20 protein-coding genes are annotated in these 21,826 nt (G+C 69.5%); 9 read left to right on the forward strand and 11 right to left on the reverse strand.

Features of this window, described 5'->3' with window-relative positions; genetic code table 11:
- Nucleotides 1-54: 54 nt before the first annotated feature.
- Complete coding sequence (locus ED92_RS32115; RefSeq protein ID WP_037344931.1) at nucleotides 55-1,041, reverse strand: AsnC family protein; 987 nt, start codon at nucleotides 1,039-1,041, stop codon at nucleotides 55-57.
- Nucleotides 1,042-1,166: 125 nt separating this feature from the next.
- On the opposite strand from ED92_RS32115, the gene ED92_RS32120 reads away from it, so the two are divergent.
- The 4 genes from ED92_RS32120 to ED92_RS32135 all read left to right on the forward strand — a co-directional run bounded on the left by ED92_RS32120 (nucleotide 1,167) and on the right by ED92_RS32135 (nucleotide 6,978).
- Nucleotides 1,167-4,478: a DUF885 family protein gene (locus tag ED92_RS32120; RefSeq protein ID WP_037344933.1), complete on the forward strand. Its 3,312-nt coding sequence runs from the start codon at nucleotides 1,167-1,169 to the stop codon at nucleotides 4,476-4,478.
- An 80-nt stretch (nucleotides 4,479-4,558) separates the two neighbouring features.
- Nucleotides 4,559-5,599 carry an LLM class F420-dependent oxidoreductase gene (locus ED92_RS32125; RefSeq protein WP_037344934.1) on the forward strand — a complete coding sequence of 347 codons (1,041 nt, stop codon included), beginning with the start codon at nucleotides 4,559-4,561 and terminating at the stop codon, nucleotides 5,597-5,599.
- Nucleotides 5,600-5,802: 203 nt separating this feature from the next.
- Nucleotides 5,803-6,759 carry a Ppx/GppA phosphatase family protein gene (locus ED92_RS32130; RefSeq protein ID WP_037344935.1) on the forward strand — a complete coding sequence of 319 codons (957 nt, stop codon included), beginning with the start codon at nucleotides 5,803-5,805 and terminating at the stop codon, nucleotides 6,757-6,759.
- A gap of 39 nt (nucleotides 6,760-6,798) precedes the next feature.
- Nucleotides 6,799-6,978 carry a hypothetical protein gene (locus ED92_RS32135; RefSeq protein WP_037344936.1) on the forward strand — a complete coding sequence of 60 codons (180 nt, stop codon included), beginning with the start codon at nucleotides 6,799-6,801 and terminating at the stop codon, nucleotides 6,976-6,978.
- A 73-nt stretch (nucleotides 6,979-7,051) separates the two neighbouring features.
- Here the strand turns inward: ED92_RS32135 and ED92_RS32140 are convergent, their stop codons facing one another.
- The 3 genes from ED92_RS32140 to ED92_RS32150 are packed head-to-tail and all read right to left on the reverse strand — an operon-like array spanning nucleotide 7,052 to nucleotide 10,745.
- Entirely contained in the window at nucleotides 7,052-9,352 is a 2,301-nt protein-coding gene (locus tag ED92_RS32140; protein WP_152611087.1) for a glycoside hydrolase family 65 protein, read from the reverse strand.
- 56 nt (nucleotides 9,353-9,408) lie between these two features.
- Nucleotides 9,409-10,143 carry an HAD family phosphatase gene (locus ED92_RS32145; RefSeq protein ID WP_037344938.1) on the reverse strand — a complete coding sequence of 245 codons (735 nt, stop codon included), beginning with the start codon at nucleotides 10,141-10,143 and terminating at the stop codon, nucleotides 9,409-9,411.
- A gap of 44 nt (nucleotides 10,144-10,187) precedes the next feature.
- A complete protein-coding gene (locus ED92_RS32150) occupies nucleotides 10,188-10,745 on the reverse strand; it encodes a TetR/AcrR family transcriptional regulator (RefSeq protein ID WP_235213407.1) in 558 nt (185 codons plus the stop codon).
- A 71-nt stretch (nucleotides 10,746-10,816) separates the two neighbouring features.
- Between ED92_RS32150 and ED92_RS32155 the strand changes: the two genes are divergently transcribed.
- Nucleotides 10,817-11,323 (forward strand): PaaI family thioesterase, encoded by a 507-nt coding sequence (locus ED92_RS32155; RefSeq protein WP_037344940.1) that lies wholly within the window; start codon nucleotides 10,817-10,819, stop codon nucleotides 11,321-11,323.
- Here ED92_RS32155 and ED92_RS32160 read toward each other — a convergent pair.
- The 3 genes from ED92_RS32160 to ED92_RS32170 all read right to left on the reverse strand — a co-directional run bounded on the left by ED92_RS32160 (nucleotide 11,320) and on the right by ED92_RS32170 (nucleotide 13,857).
- Nucleotides 11,320-11,673: a nuclear transport factor 2 family protein gene (locus ED92_RS32160; protein WP_037344941.1), complete on the reverse strand. Its 354-nt coding sequence runs from the start codon at nucleotides 11,671-11,673 to the stop codon at nucleotides 11,320-11,322. The two genes, ED92_RS32155 and ED92_RS32160, sit on opposite strands and share 4 nt — an antisense overlap.
- 44 nt (nucleotides 11,674-11,717) lie before the next feature.
- Nucleotides 11,718-12,920, reverse strand: a complete 1,203-nt coding sequence (locus ED92_RS32165; RefSeq protein WP_037344942.1) for an ROK family protein — start codon at nucleotides 12,918-12,920, stop codon at nucleotides 11,718-11,720.
- 208 nt (nucleotides 12,921-13,128) lie between these two features.
- Nucleotides 13,129-13,857: a zf-HC2 domain-containing protein gene (locus ED92_RS32170; protein WP_037344943.1), complete on the reverse strand. Its 729-nt coding sequence runs from the start codon at nucleotides 13,855-13,857 to the stop codon at nucleotides 13,129-13,131.
- Between the two features lie 58 nt (nucleotides 13,858-13,915).
- On the opposite strand from ED92_RS32170, the gene sigC reads away from it, so the two are divergent.
- From sigC to ED92_RS32190, 4 genes are all read left to right on the forward strand, one after another.
- Nucleotides 13,916-14,485, forward strand: coding sequence for an RNA polymerase sigma factor SigC (gene sigC / locus ED92_RS32175; protein WP_016335903.1), 570 nt, complete (start codon nucleotides 13,916-13,918; stop codon nucleotides 14,483-14,485).
- A gap of 246 nt (nucleotides 14,486-14,731) precedes the next feature.
- Nucleotides 14,732-16,984, forward strand: coding sequence for a xanthine dehydrogenase family protein molybdopterin-binding subunit (locus ED92_RS32180; protein ID WP_037344944.1), 2,253 nt, complete (start codon nucleotides 14,732-14,734; stop codon nucleotides 16,982-16,984).
- A gap of 26 nt (nucleotides 16,985-17,010) precedes the next feature.
- Nucleotides 17,011-17,466: a (2Fe-2S)-binding protein gene (locus tag ED92_RS32185; RefSeq protein ID WP_007030011.1), complete on the forward strand. Its 456-nt coding sequence runs from the start codon at nucleotides 17,011-17,013 to the stop codon at nucleotides 17,464-17,466.
- Between the two features lie 141 nt (nucleotides 17,467-17,607).
- Nucleotides 17,608-18,849 (forward strand): CdaR family transcriptional regulator, encoded by a 1,242-nt coding sequence (locus tag ED92_RS32190; RefSeq protein WP_037344945.1) that lies wholly within the window; start codon nucleotides 17,608-17,610, stop codon nucleotides 18,847-18,849.
- Here the strand turns inward: ED92_RS32190 and ED92_RS32195 are convergent.
- From ED92_RS32195 to ED92_RS32210, 4 genes are all read right to left on the reverse strand, one after another.
- The gene (locus ED92_RS32195) at nucleotides 18,846-20,021 is read right to left on the reverse strand and encodes an MFS transporter (RefSeq protein WP_081975992.1); all 1,176 of its coding nucleotides are present in this window, start codon (nucleotides 20,019-20,021) and stop codon (nucleotides 18,846-18,848) included. The genes ED92_RS32190 and ED92_RS32195 overlap by 4 nt on opposite strands.
- Nucleotides 20,022-20,125: 104 nt before the next feature.
- The gene (locus ED92_RS32200) at nucleotides 20,126-20,458 is read right to left on the reverse strand and encodes a hypothetical protein (protein WP_037344946.1); all 333 of its coding nucleotides are present in this window, start codon (nucleotides 20,456-20,458) and stop codon (nucleotides 20,126-20,128) included.
- Nucleotides 20,459-20,470: 12 nt separating this feature from the next.
- Complete coding sequence (locus ED92_RS32205; RefSeq protein ID WP_152611070.1) at nucleotides 20,471-20,956, reverse strand: hypothetical protein; 486 nt, start codon at nucleotides 20,954-20,956, stop codon at nucleotides 20,471-20,473.
- Nucleotides 20,957-21,057: 101 nt separating this feature from the next.
- Entirely contained in the window at nucleotides 21,058-21,816 is a 759-nt protein-coding gene (locus ED92_RS32210; RefSeq protein WP_037344948.1) for a class I SAM-dependent methyltransferase, read from the reverse strand.
- Nucleotides 21,817-21,826: the final 10 nt, after the last annotated feature.

Below are 21,826 nucleotides of genomic sequence, written 5' to 3' on the forward strand. Positions count from 1 at the left end.
TTGTCGCGTCGAGACGACCCGCATTTAGTCCTCTGAATGCGGACAGGGGACGCGTTAGTCCTCGATCGACCAGGTCAGCGTGCGCTCGTCGGGCTCCGGCCGCGGCGACCAGCGCACGGCGACCACGCGGGTGGCGTCCGGCAGCACGTAGACGGTGTGCCCGCCGAGCGTCTCGCCGGGCCGGACGCCGATCTTGTGCGGCGGCCGCGACGTCAGGGAGACCGGCGCCTTCGCGATCGGCTTGCCGTCCGCGGTGAGCAGTTCGAGGTAGTTGTCCGGAAGCGACACGAACGGGATGTTCCCGCGGTTGGTGATCTCGGTGTGCACCACGACCGACCGTTCCCCGGCCTCCAGCGAGTAGCCCGCCGCGCTGAACAGGTAGTCCGCCGGGTCCTGGACCTCGAGCAACTGGACGGTGAGCTGCTCGCCCTCCAGGCCCTGGGTCTCCATCACGTCGCCGGTCCGGCCCTTCTTGCCCTCCGGGGCGGCCTGCGGGGTGACCTGCTGCTCGTCGCCGCGTGCCCAGGACGCGGTCTGGGGGACACCCCAGGTGCTCATCACCGGGTCGACGGGCGCCACCGGCGGCGGGGCGAACTGCTGCTGCGGTGGCGCGGGCGGACGCGGCGGGGGCTGCGGCGGCGCCATCGGCTGGCGCACCGGAGCCGACGGCGGGCCGGGGTAGCGGCCCGAGGGGGTGCCGTGCACGTTGTACGCGCCCGAAGGCGTCCCCTGGACGTTGTACGGCCCCGAGGGAGTGCCCTGGATGTTGTGCGGTCCGGAGTGCCCCGGCGGACGCTGGGGTTGTTGAGGGGGCTGCTGGGCCCAGGAGGGCGGCGAGCCGGCGATGGCGGAGCGAAGCCCGTTCGGGTCGCTCTCCACGCCCACGAGCAGGGGCAACCCGCTGCCCGAGAGGGCGACCAGGCGGTACGCGACCTCGCGCGGATCCATCCCGACCTTCGCCGCGAGTTCGTGTACGGCCGCCTTGCCCAGGTCCGCGAGGGCGGCGAGCAGGCGGATGTCCACGGGATCGGTCACGGCCACGTCGGGGAACGCTACCGTCTCGCCTCCGGCGCCGCGGGGAGAGGCCGCAAATCCCGGCTTCGGTAGTACTCGCTCTCCATTAGGGTCGGGGACACCGCCTCCATCGACCACTGGGGAAAGAAAACATGAGCGAAGTCTCCGCCCTCGCCGACGAGTTCGTCGAAGCCCTCTTCGACGCCGAGCCGGTCATGCCCGCTTTGCAGGGCTTCCGTCCGGAATCGACCGGGCTCACCGATCTCAGCGAGGCCGCGGGGAACGCTTTCCGCGCGCGGCTGGCCGGGCTCGCCGAGCGCGCCGAGGCACTCGCCACCGACGGTTTGAGCGCGGAGGAGAAGACCACCCGTGACGTCCTGATCGCGATGGCACGGGCGAGGATCGCCCTGCTGGACTCGCGGTTCGTCGAGTTCACCATCAGTGACCTGTTCATCTCGCCCGCCGCCGAGGTGCTCACCGTGCTGCCGATGATGTCGGTCGGCACGGACGCGCAGGCGGAGGCCCATCTCGGGCGGATCGCCGCGATCCCGGAGTACCTGCGGCAGGCCGCGCAGCGGCACCGGGACGGCGTCGCCCGCGGCCTGGTCCCGGTCGCCTACCTGGTCGACGCCGCCGTCGCGTACCTCGACCGCCACCTCGCCGAGCCCTCGGCCGACCCGCTTCTGCGCCAGCCCGCGCCGAACGAGGACTTCGAGACCCGCCGCGCCGACCTGCTGCGCGACACCGTCCGTCCCGCGATCGCCGAGTACCGCGAGGTGCTGGCGAAGGAGATCGCGCCGCACGGCCGTCCCGAGGACAAGCCCGGCGTCTGCTGGCTGCCCGACGGCGAGCGCCTCTACGCCCTGCTCGCCGAGATGCACACCACGACCGTCCGCACCCCGCGTGAGCTGCACCAGACCGGTCTCGACGTGATCGCGGGCCTCGCCGGCGAGTACCGCGAGTACGGCTCCCGGGTGTTCGGCACCAGCGACCTCCAGGAGATCTTCACCAAGCTCCGCACCGACCCGGACCTACGCTGGTCCAGTGCCGACGAGATGCTCGACTCGGCCCGCGCGGCCATCACCAGGGCCGAGGCCGAGGCGCCGAACTGGTTCGGCCGGATCCCGCCGCAGCCGTGGACGGTCGAGGCGGTCCCCGCCGAATCCGCGCCCGGCGCGCCCGCCGCGTACTACATGTGGCCCGCGGTCGACGGCTCCCGCCCCGGCATCTACTTCGCCAACACCCACAAGGCGGAGGAGCGGTTCCGGCACGCGGCCGAGGCGACGGCCTTCCACGAGGCCATCCCCGGCCACCACTTCCAGCTGAGCCTCGCGCAGGGCCTCACCGAGCTCCCGTTGCTGCGCCGTATCGGCGACTTCACCGCGTACGCCGAGGGCTGGGGCCTGTACACCGAGCGCCTCGCCGACGAGATGGGCCTGTACTCCGACGACGTCGCGAAGCTCGGCATGCTGACCATGGATTCGATGCGCGCCGGACGGCTGGTCGTCGACACCGGGCTGCACGCGCTGGGCTGGAGCCGCCGCCAGGCCATCGACTTCCTCACCGAGAACACGCCGATGGCGCTCGTGGAGATCGAGTCCGAAGTGGACCGGTACATCGCCTTCCCCGGCCAGGCGCTGTCGTACATGGTGGGACGGCTGGAGATCCAGCGCATCCGCGCCGCGGCCGAGCTGACGCTGGGCAGCCGCTTCGACATCAAGGCGTTCCACGACGTCGTGCTCGGCGGCGGTTCGCTGCCGCTTTCGGTGCTGGACGGCGTGGTCCGCGACTGGGTGAAGGGCCACGGTGACACGCCGAACGGCCTCGCCGAGGAGCTGATGGAGCTCAAGTTCGAGGAGCTTCCGCTGTGGCGCTCCCTGCTCGGCCTCCCCGGCGACGAAGGCGCTCTGCCGGACCCGAGCGCGGAGGCCGCGGCCGCTCAGCGCGCGTCGGCGGTCGCGATCGCCGAGCGGGCCGAAGCCCTTGCCACCGAAGGGCTTTCCCCGGCCGAGGCGGTCACCCGCGAGGTCGTGATCCAGCAGGCGAGGGCGATGGTCGACGTCATCGATTCGCGCGCCGCGGAGTTCTCGGTCAGCGACGGGCTGGCCTCGCCCGCGCTGTTCCTGCTCAACGAACTCGCGGTGCTGTCGCTGACCGACGAGGAGAAGGTCCGCGGTTACCTGAAGCGGCTGGAAGGTCTCGGCGCCTACCTGGACGCCCTGATCGTCCGCCAGCGCGCGGCCGCGGCCGACGGGCTCGTTCCGCCCGACTTCCTCGTCGAAGGCGGGATCGCTTACGTGGAGCGCTATCTCGGCGACGAGGCGGGCGACCCGCTGGCGCTCACCGCGTCCGTTTCCGTGGAGGGCTACGAGACCGAACGGGACCGGCTGCTGGCCGAGGTCGTCCGGCCCGCCTACACCCGGTATCGCGACTTCCTCGCCACCGAACTGCGTCCCGTGGCGAAGTCCGAAAAGGAGCCGGGTCTCTGCGCGCTTCCCGGCGGGCAGGAGAAGTACGCCGCGCTGATCCGGGCGCACACGTCCACCGAGCGTACGGCGCAGGATCTGCACGACACCGGTCTGGACATGATCGCGAAACTGGCCGACCAGTATCGCGAGCTGGGCGAGAAGATCTTCGGTACCAAGGATCTCGACGAGATCTTCGAGCGCCTGCGTACCGACCCGGCGCTGCGCTGGCGAGACGGCGACGAGCTGCTCACCGCCGCGCGTGACGCCATCCTGCGTGCCGAGGCCGTCGCGCCGGAGTGGTTCTCGACCGTTCCCGAGGAACGGTGCGAGGTCGAGCCGGTGCCGCCCGCGGAGGCACCCGGCGGCACGCTGGCGTACTACATCGAGGCGTCGCTCGACGGTACGCGGCCGGGCACCTACTACGCGAACACCTACGAGGCCGAGCAGCGCCCGAAGCACACGAGCGAGGCGATCGCCTTCCACGAAGCCGTTCCGGGGCACCACTTCCAGATCTGCATCGCGCACAAGCTCAAGGGCCTGCCGATGTTGCGCGGGCACGCCGACGTCAACGCCTACGTCGAAGGCTGGGGTCTCTACTCCGAGCGCCTCGCCGACGAGATGGGCCTGTACTCCAGTGACCTGACCAGGTTCGGCATGCTCACCCAGGATTCGATGCGCGCCGGACGGCTGGTGGTCGACACCGGGATGCACGCGCTCGGCTGGAGCCGTCAGCAGGCCGTCGACTACCTGGCCGAGAACACGCCGATGGCCAGGGTGGAGATCGAGGCCGAGATCGACCGCTACGCCGCCGTCCCGGGGCAGGCGCTGTCGTACATGGTGGGACGGCTGGAGATCGAGCGGATCCGCGCCGAGGCCGAGGCCGCCCTCGGCGACCGGTTCGACATCAAGGGCTTCCACGAGGTCGTGCTGGGCAACGGCATCCTGCCGCTGCGGGTCCTGGACGACGTGGTGAAGGCGTGGGTGGCCGCGCAGTGAGCCGGAACACACGCGAAGTGCGTGCTCCCGGCGCATACTGTCGCTAAGCGAGCGCTCAGTAACTCGATGAGGAGATGCGGATGAGGATCGGGACCGCGATCAGCTACGCCGGCGGGTTCGCCGAGAGCGTGGCCGACATCGTCGAACTGGAGAAGGCCGGACTGGACATCGTCTTCGTCCCCGAGGCCTATTCGTTCGACGCGGTCAGCCAGCTCGGCTACGTCGCGGCGAAGACCGATCGAGTCCAGATCGCGTCGGGCATCTTCCAGATCTACACGCGGACGCCGACGCTGACCGCGATGACCGCCGCCGGGCTCGACTTCGTGTCCGACGGCCGGTTCACGCTCGGCATCGGCGCCTCGGGTCCGCAGGTCATCGAGGGTTTCCACGGCGTGAAGTACGACGCTCCGCTCGGGCGCACGCGCGAGATCATCGACATCTGCCGTCAGGTGTGGCGGCGGGAGAAGGTGGTGCACTCCGGTACGCACTACTCGATCCCGCTGCCACCCGAGCAGGGCACGGGGCTCGGCAAGCCGCTGAAGCTGATCAACCACCCGGTGCGCGAGCGGATCCCGATCCTGCTGGCGTCCATCGGCCCGAAGAACGTCGCGCTCACCGCCGAACTCGCCGAAGGCTGGGAGCCGATCTTCTTCCACCCGGAGAAGGCCGCCGACGTCTGGGGCGCGTCGCTGGCCGAGGGCAAGGCGAAGCGCGACCCGTCGCTGGGCGAGCTGGACACCTTCGTCGGCACAGCGCTGGCGATCGGTGACGACGTCGAAGGGATGCTGGACCACCTTCGCGGCATGCTGGCGCTCTACATCGGCGGCATGGGCGCGCGCGGCAAGAACTTCTACAACAGTCTCGCCCAGCGGTACGGCTACGAGGCCGAGGCGAAGCTCATCCAGGACCTTTACCTGGACGGAAAGAAGGAAGAAGCCGCCGCGGCGGTGCCGAAGGAACTGATCAGGGCGATCTCGCTGATCGGTCCCGAGGGTTACGTCAAGGAGCGGCTGGCGGCCTTCCGTGAGGCCGGTGCGACCACGCTGGTGGTCAACCCGCTGCTGCCCGGCCGTGAGGCCCGCGTGGCGCAGGTTTCGAAGCTGCGCGAACTCATCGATTAGGCGCGCAGGGGGAGGCGAACCTCTCACCTGTATCGATACGGTATACTTGACCTGCGCCGGTATACCCCCTTCGTGGTCAAAAAACGGCCTCCCGGTGGAAAGAGAACGTGAATCACGCCTGAACGGCGGGGAAATCCGCCATTATCAGGAGTGAAAGCGAGACCTCGGGGGAATCCGTTCGCGACGAAGGTGAGGTGCCTCGCGTGCGCAAGCAGATCGGCGAGCCGTCCGCCGCGGTCCTGGACGTCGGGTCGTTCAGTGCACGGCTGGTGGTTCTGGCCAAGGGTGGTTCGCCGCTCGACCCCGTGCTGAGCCACCAGACGCGGCTGCGGCTGGACCGGGAACTCGACGATGACGGGAACCTGACCCGGCGCGGCATCGACGCGGTCTCCTCCGCGGTCGAGGCGGGGATGACCATGGCCGCCAAGCATGGCGTCGAGGACGTGTACCCGCTCGCCACGTCGTCGATCCGCGACGCGACCAACGTGAAGCAGGTCGTCTGCGACGTCGCGAAGGCGACCGGGGTCAAACTCCGCTTCCTTACCGGCCGCCGCGAGGCGGAATTGGCTTACGTCGGCGCGCGCCGCTGGTACGGCGCTTCCGCCGGACGGCTGCTCGTGCTCGACATCGGCGGCGGGACCGTCGAACTCGCCGCGGGGGACGCCGAGGAAGCCGGGTTCGCGCACTCCTTGCCGCTCGGCGCGCGCTCGCTGACCCGGGACTGGTTCAGCACCGAATGCCCGTCGCCCAAGGTCGTGCGGGCGATGCGCGAACACGTGCTCGACGAGGTCAGCGACGCGATGCGGGACGTCCTCCCGCAGATCCGCGACCATCACGCCGTCGGCTGCTCCAAGGTGCTGCGGCAACTCGCCCGGCTCGCCGGCGACCGGCCGTCCCGCTCCAGGGAACTGCACCTCGACGACCTCCGCGCGTGGATCCCGCGGCTGGCGAAGCTGCCCGCGAAACGGCGCGCCGAACTGCCGGGCATTTCGCGCCAGCGGTCCCATCAGGCGCTCGCGGGCGCGATCGTCGCCGAGGCGTTGCTGACGCTTTCGGGTGGTCAGGTCGCCATCTGCCCGTGGTCCACCAGGGACGGACTGCTGCTCGGCATGCTCGACGGGCTGGTCACGCTGGACGGCAAGCCGGCGAAAGCCGCCTGAGGACTGGCGCATCCGGCCGCGAGCGGGTACCCCGGACACATGAGGGAAAGCAAGAAGAGCTTCGGGCAGGACGACGAAGAAGACCTCGACGACCTCCGCGGGATCCAGCCGAAGACCGACGTGCCGAGCGCGCCGAACCGGGACATCGGGCCGCACGGCACCAAGGAGGTCGACGACGTGCCGGGCGGCGGTGAGGCGCCGATCGAACCACCGGACTGAGCTTGCGAGTGTCATGAAAGGGCCGTTCAGGACATTTTTCGTCCTGAACGGCCCTTTCATGACATTTCGCGGGTCACGCGTCCTTCGGCCGCCGCCTCGCCGGAGCGCGGCCCGCGGGCTGGGTCGGCGCCGGACCCGGATCGATCGCCGGGATCGGCAGCCGAACCGGCTCGGCGGTCACCGTGAACGTCTCGCCGTGGTGCGCCAGTTCCAGCGGTTCCCCGGTGATCACGTGGTACGTCGCGTTCTCGCCGTCGATCTCGACCTGGAACCGGGTGCCGCGGAAGGTCAGCCGGAACGCGATCCGCCGCAGTTGGGGCGGCAGCCGCGGCGCGAAGGTCAGCCGGCCGCCGTGGTCACGCAGTCCGCCGAATCCGGCGACGGTGCCCTGCCACGCTCCGGCCAGCGAGGCCAGATGCAGTCCGTTGCGGACGTTGTTGTGCACGTCGTGCAGGTCGGTGAGCGCCGCCTCGGCGAGGTAGTCGTAGGCCAGTTCGAGATGTCCGACCTCGGCCGCCACCACGGCCTGCGTTCCCGCGGACAGCGAGGAATCCCGCACGGTGATCGCCTCGTAGTAGGCGAAGTCGCGCGCTTTCTGTTCAGGGGTGAAGGAATCCCCGCACAGATGCAGCGCGAGCACCAGATCGGCCTGTTTGACCACCTGCTTGCGGTACAGGTCGAAGTACGGGAAGTTCAGCAGCAGCGGGTAGAAATCCAGGTCCGTCGCCGCGAAATCCCACTCGTCGTGCTCCAGGAAACCTTCGGACTGCGGATGGACACCGAGGTCTTCGTCGTAGGGCACCAGCATCGCGTCGGCCGCCTTGCGCCACAACGCGACCTCGTCCTCGCCGACGTCGAACCGCCGGGCGATGTCGTCGTGCTGGCCGACGATTTCGGCGGCGTAGAAAAGATTCCGGCGGGCCATGAGATTCGTGTAGACGTTGTTGTCCGCCACCGCGGAGTACTCGTCCGGCCCGGTGACCCCGTCGATCCGGAACCGGCCCCGCCGGTCGAAATGCCCCAGCGACACCCACAGCCGCGCGGTTTCGAGGAGCAGTTCGGCGCCGCAGGTCCGCATGAACTCCTCGTCGCCGGTGGCGTTGAGATACCGAACGACGGCGTCGGAGATGTCCGCGCTGACGTGGAACGCCGCCGTACCCGCCGGCCAGTACGCCGAACACTCGGCGCCGTTGATGGACCGCCAGGGGAACGCGGCACCGCGTAGACCCAGCTGTGTCGCCCTTTCCCGCGCTTTGTCCAAAGTGGAGTGACGCCAGCGCAGGGCGTCGCGGGCGGCGTCCGGGATGCTGTAGGTGAGCACGGGCAGAACGAAGGTCTCGGTGTCCCAGAACGCGTGGCCGTCGTAGCCGGGGCCGGTCAAACCCTTGCCCGCCAACGCCCTCGTCTCACCGCGGGCCCCGGCCTGCAGGAGATGGAAGAGCGCGAACCGCACGGCCTGCTGCAGTTCCGGGTCGCCGTCGATCTCGATGTCCGAGGTCTCCCAGAAATCGTCGAGGAACTCCTTCTGTTCGGCGAGCAGTCCCTTCCAGCCGGTCTGCCGGGCCCCGGCCAGCGCGGCCTCGACCTGCGCGCGCACCGCGGGCACCGAACGCTGCGCGGACCAGCCGTAGGCGAGGAACTTGGTGATCCGCAGCCGTCCGCCCTTGGGCACGTCGACGGCGATGGTGAGCCGCGCCAGATCGTCCTCGGCCTCGATATGCGTGCGCACGCCGTCGGAGACGTCGATCTTGTGGTCCATCGCGGCGGCCATCCGCAGCCCGGATCGCCGGGTCTGGTGCACCAGCACCGCGTGATACGCCTCCGCGTGGTGATATTCGCCGACCAGCGGCGATTCGAGTGCCGCCGCGACCCGTGGATCGCGCGTGTCGGACTCGATGGGTTCGTTCGCCAGCAGATCCGACTGCACCACCAGCTGGAGATCGTCGTCGAGCGGTTCGACCTCGTACCGGATCGCGGCGACGGCGCGCTGGGTGAACGAGACCAAGCGCTCGGTCTTCACCCGGACGCGGCGCCCGGTCGGCGAGGACCAGACGGTATCGCGCGCGAGGGTGCCCTTCCGGAAGTCGAGCACGCGGTCGTGTTCGGTGGCCTGGCCGTAACGCATGTCGAGCGGTTCGTCCTCGACCAGCAGCCGGAGGATCTTGCCGTCGGTCACGTTGACGACGGTCTGGCCTTCTTCGGGGTAGCCGTAACCGGTTTCCGCGTACGGAAGGTCGTGCTGCTCGTAGAAACCGTTGAGATAGGTGCCCGGCAGGCCGCGCGGCTCCGCCTCCTCCAGCGTCCCGCGCAGGCCGATGTGCCCGTTGGACACCGCGAACGCCGATTCGGTGCGCTGCAACGCGTCGACGTCCATCCCGTGCCAGCGCAGCTCCCAGGGCGCGACCTCGTAGCCGCGGAAAAGCGCTTCGCTCACTTGCGGTCCTCCAGGAGTTCGGCGAGGTCGTCCACCACGACGTCGGCGCCGTGCGCGAGCAGTTCGCCCGCCTGGTGCGCGCGGTTCACCCCGACCACGTAACCGAAACCGCCGTCCTTGCCCGCCTGCACGCCCGCGAGCGCGTCCTCGAAGACGGCCGCGTTCGCCGGTGCGACCTCGAACGCCTCGGCGCCGGCGAGGAAGGAGTCCGGCGCGGGTTTGCCGCGCAGGTTCTTCTCGGCGATCACGATCCCGTCGATCCGCGCTTCGACGAACTTGGTCAGGTCGGCGGCGTCGAGCACCTTGGCGCCGTTGGCCGATGAAGTGACGACGCCGATACGCAGGCCCGCCGCCTTCGCCGCTTCCAGATACCGGACGGAACCCGGGTACGGCGTCACGCCCTCCTCCTCGATGATCTTCAGCACCAGCTGGTTCTTCCGGTTCCCGATCCCATTGACGGTGGCGGCGTCGATGTCGTCGTCGGGGTTGCCTTCGGGCAGCTCGATCCCGCGCGAGGTGAGGAAGGTGCGGACGCCGTCGGCCCTGGGCCTTCCGTCGACGTAGGCCGCGTAGTCGGTGTCGGTGAACGGCGAGAACGCGTCACCGTCGCGGGCGCGCAGGAACTCGTCGAACGTGCGCTTCCACGCCGCGCGATGCTGGGCCGCGGTTCCGGTCAGCACGCCGTCGAGGTCGAAGAGACAGGCCGTGATGGTGTCGGGCAGACCGATCATGCCTGGCAACGCTACCCGCGCTCGCCGGTGGGCGCTCGGCTTCGTCAGGCGGCGCGGACCACGAGCGCGACGTGCCGCGCGGCCCGTTCCAGCGGTTCCGGAGACCGGTGGACCCGGCTGACCAGCAGGGCGCCTTCGAGGTTGTTCATGATGGCCGTCGCGACGTCTTCGGGATCCTCGACGTCGCCGAGCAGTTCGACGAGCAGCTTGTGCCAGGCGGCGAAGGCGTCCTGGCACGCCTTGGTGATCGCGGGGGAGGCGTGCGCCATCTCCAGCGTGATCGTGGCGAGCGGGCAGCCACCGCGGTAGTCGTCGGCGGCCAGCGCCTCACCCGCCTTGCGATACCACCAGGCCACGGCGTCTTCGACCGTCTCGTTGCGTTCGAAGGCACGGCGGACCGTCCTCGTCACGACAGCGGTGCCGAGTTCGATCGCGGCGACCGCGAGTTGCTCCTTGCCGCCGGGGAAGTGGTGGTACGCCGACCCCCAGGGCGTGCCGGCCTCTTCGACCAGCCGCCGCCACGAAGTCGCCTGGTAGCCCTCACGGCGGAAGAGCGTCATCGCGGTCGAGATCATCCGCTCGCGGGTGGTGGTGTCGGACACGTGTCCCAGCATAGTCCTTGACTAGGACGACCGTCTTAGGAAGCCTAGGACGATCGTCTTAGGAGGCAGCCATGACCATCGACGTCACCGGACAGACCAGGCAGAAGACCGTGACCTGGCAGGATCCGCTGCCCACCGCCCGGCTCGGCCGGGAGCTTTCCGGGCTCGAATACCTGACCGGCATCGCCGAGGGCCGGATCCCGCCCGCGCCGATCTCGGCGCATTTCGGCATGCGCTGGGTGAGCGTGGCCGAGGGTGACGTCGTGATCGCCGCGACGCCGGACGAGTCGCTCTACAACCCGATCGGCACCGTGCACGGCGGCGTCGCGGCGACCCTGCTGGATTCGGCGGTGGCGTGCGCGGTGCATTCGACCCTGCCCGCCGGTGTCGGCTACACCTCGGTGGAGCTGAAGGTGAACTACCTGCGCGCGATTTCCGGTTCGGTGGGCGAGATCCGCGCGCACGGCTGGATCGTGAAGGCCGGGTCGCGCGTCGCGTTCGCCGAGGGCGACATCCGTGACGGGCAGGGCAAGGTGCTCGCGACGGCGTCGAGCACCTGCCTGATCATCAAGCCCTAGAACATTTCCGCGCCGGGCGGTACCGGCTGCTTGACGTCCCAGTGCTCCACGATGAGCCCGTCCGCCACGCGGACGATGTCGACGACGGCGGCCCCGGCTTCCTCACCCGGCCGGACGACGTGCAGGTGGACGACGACGTGCTCGTCGTCGGCGATCACGCGTTTCACCGCGACGTCCGCGTCCGCCATCGGTGAATTCCGCATGGCTTCGACGAAAGCGTCACGGCCGGAGGGGAAACCCGGGCTGTGGGTGACGAAATCCGGGTGCACGTTCGCGCTCGCGGCGACGAAGTCCTTGTGCACGAACATGTTCTCGAAGCAGTCGAGGACGATTTTCTTGGCTGTGGTCATAGGAACAGCGTGCACCCGCTGTCGATTACCGCGGAGGTAAAGCCTCAGGCCGCGCCCACCTTGCGTTCGAAGACCAGACCCTCGGCGGCGCGCAACCCGACGCTGATCGCACCGGTCAGCACGCCGTCGTCGCCCAGTTCGCCCTGGACGACCGAGGGGACCAGGGGAGTGAACGAGCGCAGGGCACGGTCGATCGGGTCGAGCAGCAGATCGGCCGCGGTACCGATGCCGCCGCCGAGCACGATCAGTTCGGGGTCGATCACCGCCGCCACCGACGCCACGGTGTACGCGAGCCTGTCGGCCTCCGCCTCGACGGCACGCAGGGCGAGCTCGTCGCCGTCGCGGGCGAGACGGAAGACCTCGCGGGCCGATTTCGCCGTACCGAGACCGAGTTCACGCGCGCCGCGCACGACGGACTGCGCCGCCGTCGCCTCTTCGAGGTGGCCGCGGACCGGCGGGGCGTCCTCGCCCTCACTCGCCGCGTGCGACTGGCCGTAGGGCAGGTAGCCGATCTCGCCCGCCGCGCCCGTCGCGCCGCGGAAGACCTGGCCGTTGACCATCACGCCCATCCCGACGCCGGTGCCGATGGTGATGCAGCCGAACACGGACGCGCCGCGCGCGGCACCGCGTTCCCATTCGCCGACGGCGGTGAGGTTCGCGTCGTTCTCGACCATGAGGTCCGGGCCGAGGACGCCTTCGAGTTCGTCGAGCAGGCCCGCCTTGCCCCAGCCGGGCAGGTTCGGCGCGTGCCGGAAGCAGCGTTTGTCCGGGTCGGCGACGCCGGGGGAGCCGAGGACCCGCACGACGATGTCCGCCTGCGACAGTCCCGCTTCGCGCACCGTCGCCGCCGCGAGGGCGCCGACGGCGCTGACGAGCGCGGTGCCCGAACGCGAGGTGTTCCGCTCGTCACGGCGGGCGACCACGGTGTGGCCGAGATCCGAGACGGCGACGCGGAGATGCTCGCGTCCGATGTCGACACCGAGGACGTAACCCGCCGTGGGGTCCGCTTCGTAGAGGACGGCGGACCGGCCGGTTCCGGTCGAGGTGTGCCCGGTCGCCCTGGCGAGACCGGCCGCTTCGAGGGCCAGTAACGCTTGGCTCACCGTGGGTTTCGAAAGGCCGGTGTCCTTGGCGACTTGGGGCCGCGTCGCCGGGCCGCTGCGGCGCAGGAGGTCCAGCACGGCGCGCTGATTGATCTTCCGCATCCCGGCGGGGGTGCCGACGGGTGGGTTTTCTGCGCCAACCACGAGCTTCGCCTCCTGTCGAACCAAGGTGTTCCACCAAAGTTATCCGCCTCCGGCCCGAAATGGGCAAGAAGGTTTACATTCGGTGGTCCCAGGCGACGATAAACGTGCCCGCGCCGCGAATCGCGCACGCCGCGCGCGAAAAACCGCGATTCACCCGGTATCCGGACGCGTGCTCCCAGTGACCGGTAATGGTCTAGACCATATGGCGTCAGGCGACGTGACGGCTCGCCGGCCGCCGGAATCCCCTGTGCTGCCGGGGTCGTTCGGGGGTTTCGCCGGTCTCGTAGCCGGTCTCCGCGCTGTGGGAACCCGGATGGTCGGCCGTCGTCGCCGGGCTGGGGCGGTTGCTGAGCCGGTGCTGCCGGTTCACCACGTACAACAACAGCAGTCCGGCGACGACCAACCCGTGCGTGAGCACGCGTCCGGCGGTCACCTGACCGGTGACGAGGTCGCCCGCCGACAACGCCAGGAGGAGCGCGACGAAACCGGTCAGCGCGGGCAGCTGCCCGGACGCCGCCTTCGTGCGGACGGCCGCCCAGCCGAGCCCGACGCCGACGGCGAGGTTCCACGCGCTGCTTTCGTGGGAAAGGTGCCCGATCAGGGATTCCGTGCCGTGTCCCGCGGTGTGGTCTTCGACGCCCAGCAGCTGGGCGAAGGCGAGGCCGAGCTGCGCGATCGCGACCAGGGCGAGCGCGATCCTGGCAGGCCAGCCCTCGCCCGGCGGGGCGGGGGTGCGTTCGAGGATGACGGCGGTGAGGTCCGGGACCGGGGGCGCCGGACGCAGCAGCAGCGTCCGGTGCAGCCGTTCGGCGCGCGAGAGCCAGGACCGGCAGGCGGCGCAGCCTGCCACGTGCCGGTCGACCACCTCGGGCGGGGCGGGTTCGGTTTCGCCGTCGAGCCGGGCCGACAGGGCCTCGCGGCAGGTCTCGCACTTCACGTCTCACTTGTCGGGCGCGGGCCTGCCCCGGTTCCCGGGACGCTGCTACGTTTCTCGTATGGCCGGGGCGCGCAACCACGACGACGAGCGGGTGACCGAGCTCGCCCTCGCCGCCGCCCGCGGCGACCGGCGGGCGCTCGAGGACTGGGTGCGTGCCACCCAGGCGGACGTCTGGCGCTTCGTCGCGCATCTCGCGGACGTCGGCGCCGCCGACGATCTCACCCAGGAGACGTACCTCCGCGCGTTCGGCAGCCTGCGCCGGTTCGCCGGCCGGTCGTCCTCGCGGACCTGGCTCCTGTCGATCGCGCGCCGGGTGGTCGTCGACCGTATCCGGGCGGCTTCGGCGCGCCCGAAGCTCGCCGACGTCGACTGGGAGGCCACCGCCGAACGTCGCGGCGCCCGTCAGGCCGAGGGGGTCGCCGGGTTCGAAGACCTGGTGGAGCTGCGGATGCTGCTCGACGGGCTCGACCCGGAGCGGCGCGAGGTCCTCGTGCTCACCCAGGTGCTGGGCCTTTCCTACGCCGAGGCCGCCGAGATCTGCGGTTGTCCCGTCGGCACCGTGCGTTCGCGCGTCGCGCGCGCCCGCGAAGACCTGCTCGAAGCGGGCCGGGAGCGCGACTCCATCTGACGCGTTTCGTCCTCTCGATGCGGTAGTTCGCGCTGCCAACTACCGCATTGAGAGGAACGAAATGCCACGTGCGCTGTGGCGCGTCACACATTTGAGCCCTTCCGCTGTCACCTCGTCACACAGATGGGGCGACACGACTACTCCGCGTTGACTAGGCCGAATGCCGATGCCTAGCGTGTCGCCATCCAACCCCAGGCCGCGCGAGGGTCCCCGCCTGCTCCGCGCGCTCTCGAAGGGATCTTCCCGATGGCCAGTCCCACCACCGCTGAGGGCCACGGCAGCGAGGCTCCGGACCCCGGAGGCCTCGGCCGCCGCCGGTTCCTGACCTTCCTCGTCGCCGCGCCCACCCTCACGATCGCCACGAAGATCGGCATCGACACCGTCGCGCCCGAAGAGGCCGAAGCCGTCATCCCCACCCCGCCGGGTCCGGCCGAGATTCTCGACCTCGGCGACGTGCTGATCCTGTCGAACGCCCCGACCGCGAACCTGCTAGTCCTCGAAGTCCGCGAGGACGGCCGGGTCCGGCTGGAACTGCCGCGAACCGAGGTCGGCCAGGGCATCACCACGGCGAACGCGATGCTGGTCGCCGAGGAGATGGACATCCCTCTCGACCAGGTCGACGTCGTCCTCTCCGACGCCCGTCCGGAACTGCTGTTCAACCAGCTGACCGGCGGCTCCAACACGATGCGCTCGCTCTACACCCCGGTGCGCACCGCGGCGGCCGCCGCGCGTGCCCGCCTGGTCGCGACCGCCGCTCAGCAGTGGGGCGCCAAGGCGGACCGGCTGTCCACAAGGGACGGTGCGGTGATCGCCCCCGACGGCCGCCGCGCGGACTACGGCGCACTGGCCAAACCCGCCGCCCGCGCCGACCTCGGCAAGCTCACCGCGACCCCGAAGGCGGAGTCCGCGCACAAGCTGATCGGCACGCCGCAATCGCGCAAGGACGCCCGCGCGATGGTCACCGGGCAGCTGAAGTACACCCTCGACCTGGACATCCCCGGCGCGAAGCCGGTGATGGTCCGCCGGCCGCCGACGATCAACGGCACGGTCGCGAAGGTGAACAACGAGGCCGCCGTCCGCGCGATGCCGGGCATCATCGACATCGCGGTGATCAAGACGGGTGTCGCGGTGATGGCCGAGACCTTCGGCCAGGCGCTGGACGGCAAGAACGCCCTCGACGTCAGCTGGAACGGCGGCACCGTCGACGGGGAGAACAACGCGACGATCAAGAAGAAGCTGCAGGCCGCGGCGCTCCCGTTCGTCGTGCCGCCGCTGCTGACCCAGTACGTCGACGGCGAGTTCGACTTCGCCTTCGCCAGTCACGCCCCGCTGGAGACCAACTCGGCGGTCGCCGACGTCCGCGAGGACGGCGCGACCATCTGGTCCGGGATGAAGGTGCCGATCCTCGCGAAGCAGAACATCGCGCGGGAACTCGGGCTGCCCGAGAACAAGGTCGTCGTGCACGTCCAGCAGGCGGGCGGCTCGTTCGGACGGCGGTTGTTCTCCGACGGCGCCATCGAGGCCGCGCGCGCCTCCAAGGCGTTCAAGCGGCCGGTGCGGCTGATGTGGAGCCGCATCGACGACATGCGCCACGGCCGTGCCCGCGCCGCGAGCCACCACAAGATCCGCGCGACCTTCGCCCTCGGCCAGGTGCTCACCTTCGAACACCGCGTCGCCAGCGTGGAGACCGACTGGAGCCACGGCCTCGGCGAGGTCCTGACCGCCTTCGCCGCCGAACTCCCGGTTGGCGGCAACCTGAGCTTCGCGCAGACGGTGTTCCTGCTGACGGTCAAGTCGCCGTACAACTTCGGCGTCACCACGCAGCTGCTCAACGAGGTTCCGGTGGACTTCCACACCGGCGCCTGGCGGTCGGTGTACTCGGCCAGCACGCGCGGTGCGGAAGAGATGATGGTCGACGAGATCGCCGCGAAGCTCGGCAAGGACCCGGTGGAGTTCCGGCGCGAGTTCATCAAGAACGACCGGCAGCGCGCCGTGCTGGACAAGGTCGCGGAACTCGGCGAGTGGGGCAAGAAGATGCCCAAGGGTTTCGCGCAGGGCGTCGCCGTGCACGGCGAGTACAAGTCGTACACCGCGTGCCTCGTCGAAATGGACGCCCGCGATCCGAAGAAGCCGCGTGTCACCAAGGCGACCATCGCGGTCGACGTCGGCAAGCCGATCAACCCGCGCGGGATCGAGGCGCAGATGCTCGGCGGCCTGACCGACGGCATCTCCACCACGCTGACCGCGGGCCTGCACATCGACAAGGGGCTTCCGCTGGAGGGCAGCTACTCGCAGTTCCACTACGCGCGGCAGAAGAACTCGCCGATGGACGTCAAGGTGTTCGTCATGCCGGAAACGGGCGAGATCGGCGGTGCCGGGGAGCTCGGCGTGCCCGCGCCGGTCGGCGCGATCGGGAACGCCTACGCACGGGCGACCGGGATCAAACCGCGGAGCTTCCCGATCAACTTCCCGATCGACTTCGACCCCTTCCCCCGCTGACTTTCCTTCCCCGCCAAGGAGTTCCGATGCCCAACTACACCTTCACGGTGAACGGGAAGACCGTCACCGTCGACGCGCCCGCGGATCTGCCCATGCTGTGGGCGCTGCGCGACAAACTCGGCGTCCGCGGCCCGAAGTACGGCTGCGGGATCAACGTCTGCAAGGCCTGCACCAGCCACCTCGACGGCGAGGCGTTCAACCCGTGCGTGACGCCGGTGTCCGACTGCTCGGGCAAGGAGGTCACCACGATCGAAGGTCTCGCCGACGGTGAGGACCTGCACCCGGTGCAGGAGGCCTGGCTGGAGCAGGACGTCGCGCAGTGCGGCTACTGCCAGCCGGGGCAGATCATGGCCGCGGTGGCGCTGCTGAAGAAGACGAAGAACCCGACGGACGCCGAGATCGACGCGATCCAGAACGTCTGCCGGTGCGGCACCTACTTCCGGATCCGCGAAGCCATCAAGAGCGCGGCCGCGAAGATGTGAAAATCCCGCCGGTGCGGCGGGAATCCCGATTTCCCGCCGCACCGGCGGAGCCTTTCCGCTTCGACAGGCCACCTCCGGACAAGTCGTGTTAGATGACGGCCCCAGGGGCTCGACGAGGAGTCCCTGCCCCGGAGGACGTCCATGCACTACGAAACTGTGCTCCGCGAAGGCTCGGCCGTCATCGTCGCCGAACTGGCGGTCGAGGTCGAAAAGCAGCTGCCCGGGCTCATCGACGGCACCGTCGAGCAGATCCGCGCCGAAATGCCGGTGTACCGCGACGCGCAGTTCGTCACCCTCGCCGAACTGCGGACGTCGGTGCGGAACAACCTCGAGTTCGTCATGCGGACCCTGCGCGGCACGGAGGAACCCGACCTCGCGCAGGCGCGGGCGACCGGGCGCGCGCGGGCGTTGCAGGGCGCGCCACTGCCGGAACTCCTGCGGGCCTACCGCATCGGGCTCACCGAAGTGTGGAATCGGTTCGTCGAACTGACCGCTTCAGGCGAGCATCAGGATCTTCGTGGCCTCGTCGCCGCGACGTCGGCGATCTGGGCGCTGATCGACGACTACGCCGAGGCGCTGACGACGACCTACCGTGACACCACCGCCGAAGTCATGCTGGCGCACCAAAGCAGGCGCTCGGCGCTGGTCGAGGCGTTGTTCGCCGGTGGCGCGGCCACCGAAGGCACGCTGTGGGACATCGCGCGCGTGCTGGAACTCTCGCTCGACGGGACCTACGTGGTCGTCGCGGCGGAGACCCCGCGGGTCGGGCACGAACCGTTGCCGCAGATCGAAAACCGGCTGCGCGAACGGCATCACGCGTCCGCCTGGCGGCTCACGCCGGACCTGCAGGTCGGGGTCGTCTCGATGCGGGATCCGGCGGCGTCCCAGGTGATCATCGGGCTGCTGCGCGAGAACCAGACCGGCCGGATCGGCGTCAGCCCGGTGTTCACCGGTCTCGGGAACACCTCCCGCGCCCTGCATCTCGCGCGGGTCGCGCTCTCCAGCATGCTGCCGGGGACGACGGGAATGGTGCAGTTCAACGAATCCCCGCTCGCCGGCCTCGTCGCCAGCGCGCCGGAGGCGTCGGTCCAGCTCGCGCACCACGTGCTCCGGCCGATCCTCGACCTGCCCGGCGACGACCGGAACGTGCTGCTGCTGACGTTGCGGGCGTGGTTCGAATGCCAGGGCTCCACGAAGCTGACGTCGGAGCGGATGTTCTGTCACCCCAACACGATCCGGCACCGGCTGAAGCGGATCTCCGAAGAGCTCGGCCGTTCGCTGACCGACCCGGCCGACATCGCCGAACTCGGCGCGGCCCTGCGCGCGCTCCACATGTTCCCGGACACTTCGCATCTGCCCTCGCCGCGGGACCCGCTGCGCTAGCGCGCCGGGCACACGGGGGAGCGGAGCCGCGCCATGGCGATCACGCCCAGCAGAGGCCCGACGGCCAGTACGGGGGCGGCCGCCCGCCAGCCGACGGCGTCGGCGAGCACCGGCAGGCCCTGGATGGTCAGCGCGCTGAGCAGGAAACCGATCGCGGTCTGCGCGGTGAGCGCGGTACCGACGTAACGGGCGTCCGCGGCCTCGCTCAACGCGGCGGAGAACTGGCCGGAGTCGGCGATCGCGGCGACACCCCAGACGAACAGCAGTGTGCCCAGCATCGCCGGGTGACCACCGAAAACGAAGGCCGAGATCAGACAGCACGCCCCGCTGACGGCCAGCGCCGCGAGCGCGACGTCGATCCGCCCGAACCGGTCCGACAACGCGCCGCCGAGCAGGCAGCCGATCGCCCCGCCGACGCCGATGACGGTGAACGCGAGCAGGCTCACCGTGCCCGGCGAGGTCTTCGACGCCGCGGCCGCGTAGGCCGGGATCCAGGTCCAAAACGCGTAGAGCTCCCACATGTGGCCGAAGTAGCCGAACGCGATCAGCCGCTGACGCCGATCGCGCGCCATGGTGAGCAGGTACCGCGGTTCCCACGGCGGTGACCGCCGGGCGGCCGGGCCGGCGCGGACGAAGAGCACGGCCAGCACCGCCGCGCCGAGGGCGAGAAGGGACGCGACGACGAGTACCGTCCGCCACCCCGGGAGGTTCCCGGCCAGCAGATGGGGTGACGCCGAGCCGAGTGCGAGCGCGGCCAGCAGAACGCCGAGGGCGAGTCCGCGGCTGTTCGGAAACCACGAGACGACGATCTTCATCCCGACCGGGTAGACCCCCGCCAATGCCATCCCGGTGCCGAAGCGCAGCAGAACCGCGAGCCAGAAATGGTTTCCACACAAGGGAAAGAGCAACGTCAACAAGGCGCCCGTCGCGGCGCTCGCGGCTAGCAGACGCTCGGGCCGGAGCCGGTCCGCGAGATTGGCGACGGCCGACACCAGCGCGCCGGCCGCGAAGCCGACCTGCACCGACGCGGTGAGCAGCACGGTGCCCTGAGTGGACAGTGCCCATTCCGCGCGCAGGGCCGGGACGACACTCGACGCGGAGAACCACAGTCCCATGGCGAGGATCTGGGCCGCGGAGGTGAGCGCCAGCTGGCGCGGTGCGGAGCTGGACACGTCCGCAGGTATCGCACCCGCGAACGTGTCCACTCAAGACATCAAGTCGGTGATCACCCGAACGTGTGGCCGGGCTTGACGGCTTCCACTCGACGCGAATCGCTTCAGGCGGTCGGCCAGGTGAGCGTGGTGGTCGACGTGGGTATCTTGCTCGGGTCGGAGCCGGCCAGCAGGATGTGGACGTCGGACTCGGATGCGCCCGCCGGTTGCCGATAACAGGCGTAGATCACGGTGTGGACGGTCGCGCCGGAGGGCGCGTTCTCGCGAGCCCAGTGCAGTGCGTCGTGGACGTCGCATTCGGTGAGTTCGTATTCGACGGCGGTCCACGCGTCATGCCCGGTGTCGTCGGCGATGGCGCGCCAGAATTCGACCAAGTAGCTGGGCGCATCGGTGCTGACGACATTCCCGGATCCCGTGTATCCATCGGTCACCTTCATTGCGGGAGGATGTCATACCCCGCACGGAAGAGTCGCCGTCGGGCTGTCCACGACCGCGGCTTGGGGGATGCCGCGCCAGACTGCGTTCACTGAAGCCCTGCCGAACCAGACCGTGTTTCCGGTGCCGTCGCAGTTGTATCCGATCTGCTTGTTCTCGACGGAAACCTGGCCGGCGTTGGTCGAGGTCGGTGCATCACCGTGCGCGGTTGTCGTCCCGCCGATCACGGCGTACATCTGGCCGGTCAAAGAGATGGTGTCCATGACCTCGTCGCAGGTTATTTTCGGCTTGAAGCCGACGACTTTCTTGGCTCCTGAAGTGCGTAGGTAGGTGTTTCCGGTTTTGAGCTCGCAATGCGGCGCGGGGATCACGTTGCCGATGGAGCTCGTGAAGGTGACGGCGTGAGTGACTTCTATAGTGGCAGCAGCAGTTCCCGGTGTGAGAAGGAGCGGAGCGAGAGCGAAAGCTACGAGAATCATCGAGTGCGTTCGATTGATCACGTAGCCCGACGTTACTGGGTGGATAGAGCCCGGCGAAGTTATTCCGGCGGAGATCGCGCGATGGCATGACAACGACTTAACGACTTGCGAAATGTGTTCTGTCACCCGAACGTGCGGCCGGGCTTGACGGCCTCCACAAGCACTCGCCGCGAGTGCGCGACGAACTTCCCGTCGGTTTCGATCATCCGGTGGAGTTCCGCGAGTTCGTCGCGGTACTTCCCGACCTCGAACCCCGGCACGATCCAGATCACCTTCCGGAGGAAGTGGACGACCGCGGCGAGGTCGAAGAACTCCATCCGCAGTTTCGCCGGTTCGAGCCGCTCCACCCGGAGCCCGACGGCTTCGGCCTCGACTCGCAACACCTCGGGCGTCCAGTCGCCGTAGTCCTGCGGGCCGAGGAAGAACTCCTTCAGTTCCCGCACGGTGCCGGCGCCGATCTGCTGCGACAGGAAGGTCCCGCCCGGACGGAGCACGCGGGCGATCTCCCGCCACGGATTCGCGATCGGATGGCGGCTGCTCACCAGATCGAAGGACTCGTCGGGGAAGGGCAGCGGCGCGTCGTACTCGGCCTCGACCACCTGTCCGCCGAGGGGCGCGAGAGTCTTCCGCGCCACCTCGACGTTCGGCGGCCAGCCTTCGGTGGCGGCGAGGACCGGCGGCGGCTTCGGGATGCCCGCGAGCACCTCGCCGCCGCCGGTCTGCAGGTCCAGCCCCGCCGAAGCCGCCGCCATCCGTTCGCCGAGCAACCGCGAATAGCCCCACGGCGGCCGTTCCTCGGTGGCCCGGCCTTCGAACCACGAGAAATCCCAGCCTTCGACCGGGACGGCTTCTCCTTCGGCGAGCTGATCTTCGAAAGTCATTCCCGCAGTC

Origin of the sequence: Amycolatopsis sp. MJM2582 (assembly GCF_000754115.1) — a bacterium.
Taxonomy (GTDB): Bacteria; Actinomycetota; Actinomycetes; order Mycobacteriales; family Pseudonocardiaceae; genus Amycolatopsis; species Amycolatopsis japonica.

Excerpts from the sequence above, each read along its gene's own strand:
- ED92_RS32120 (WP_037344933.1), top strand. The coding sequence starts at position 1,167 with ATGAGCGAAGTCTCCGCCCTCGCCGACGAGTTCGTCGAAGCCCTCTTC.
- ED92_RS32125 (WP_037344934.1), top strand. The coding sequence starts at position 4,559 with ATGAGGATCGGGACCGCGATCAGCTACGCCGGCGGGTTCGCCGAGAGC.
- ED92_RS32135 (WP_037344936.1), top strand. The coding sequence starts at position 6,799 with ATGAGGGAAAGCAAGAAGAGCTTCGGGCAGGACGACGAAGAAGACCTC.
- ED92_RS32140 (WP_152611087.1), bottom strand. The coding sequence starts at position 9,352 with ATGGACGTCGACGCGTTGCAGCGCACCGAATCGGCGTTCGCGGTGTCC.
- ED92_RS32145 (WP_037344938.1), bottom strand. The coding sequence starts at position 10,143 with ATGATCGGTCTGCCCGACACCATCACGGCCTGTCTCTTCGACCTCGAC.
- ED92_RS32155 (WP_037344940.1), top strand. The coding sequence starts at position 10,817 with ATGACCATCGACGTCACCGGACAGACCAGGCAGAAGACCGTGACCTGG.
- ED92_RS32160 (WP_037344941.1), bottom strand. The coding sequence starts at position 11,673 with ATGACCACAGCCAAGAAAATCGTCCTCGACTGCTTCGAGAACATGTTC.
- sigC (WP_016335903.1), top strand. The coding sequence starts at position 13,916 with ATGGCCGGGGCGCGCAACCACGACGACGAGCGGGTGACCGAGCTCGCC.
- ED92_RS32180 (WP_037344944.1), top strand. The coding sequence starts at position 14,732 with ATGGCCAGTCCCACCACCGCTGAGGGCCACGGCAGCGAGGCTCCGGAC.
- ED92_RS32185 (WP_007030011.1), top strand. The coding sequence starts at position 17,011 with ATGCCCAACTACACCTTCACGGTGAACGGGAAGACCGTCACCGTCGAC.
- ED92_RS32190 (WP_037344945.1), top strand. The coding sequence starts at position 17,608 with ATGCACTACGAAACTGTGCTCCGCGAAGGCTCGGCCGTCATCGTCGCC.
- ED92_RS32200 (WP_037344946.1), bottom strand. The coding sequence starts at position 20,458 with ATGAAGGTGACCGATGGATACACGGGATCCGGGAATGTCGTCAGCACC.
- ED92_RS32210 (WP_037344948.1), bottom strand. The coding sequence starts at position 21,816 with ATGACTTTCGAAGATCAGCTCGCCGAAGGAGAAGCCGTCCCGGTCGAA.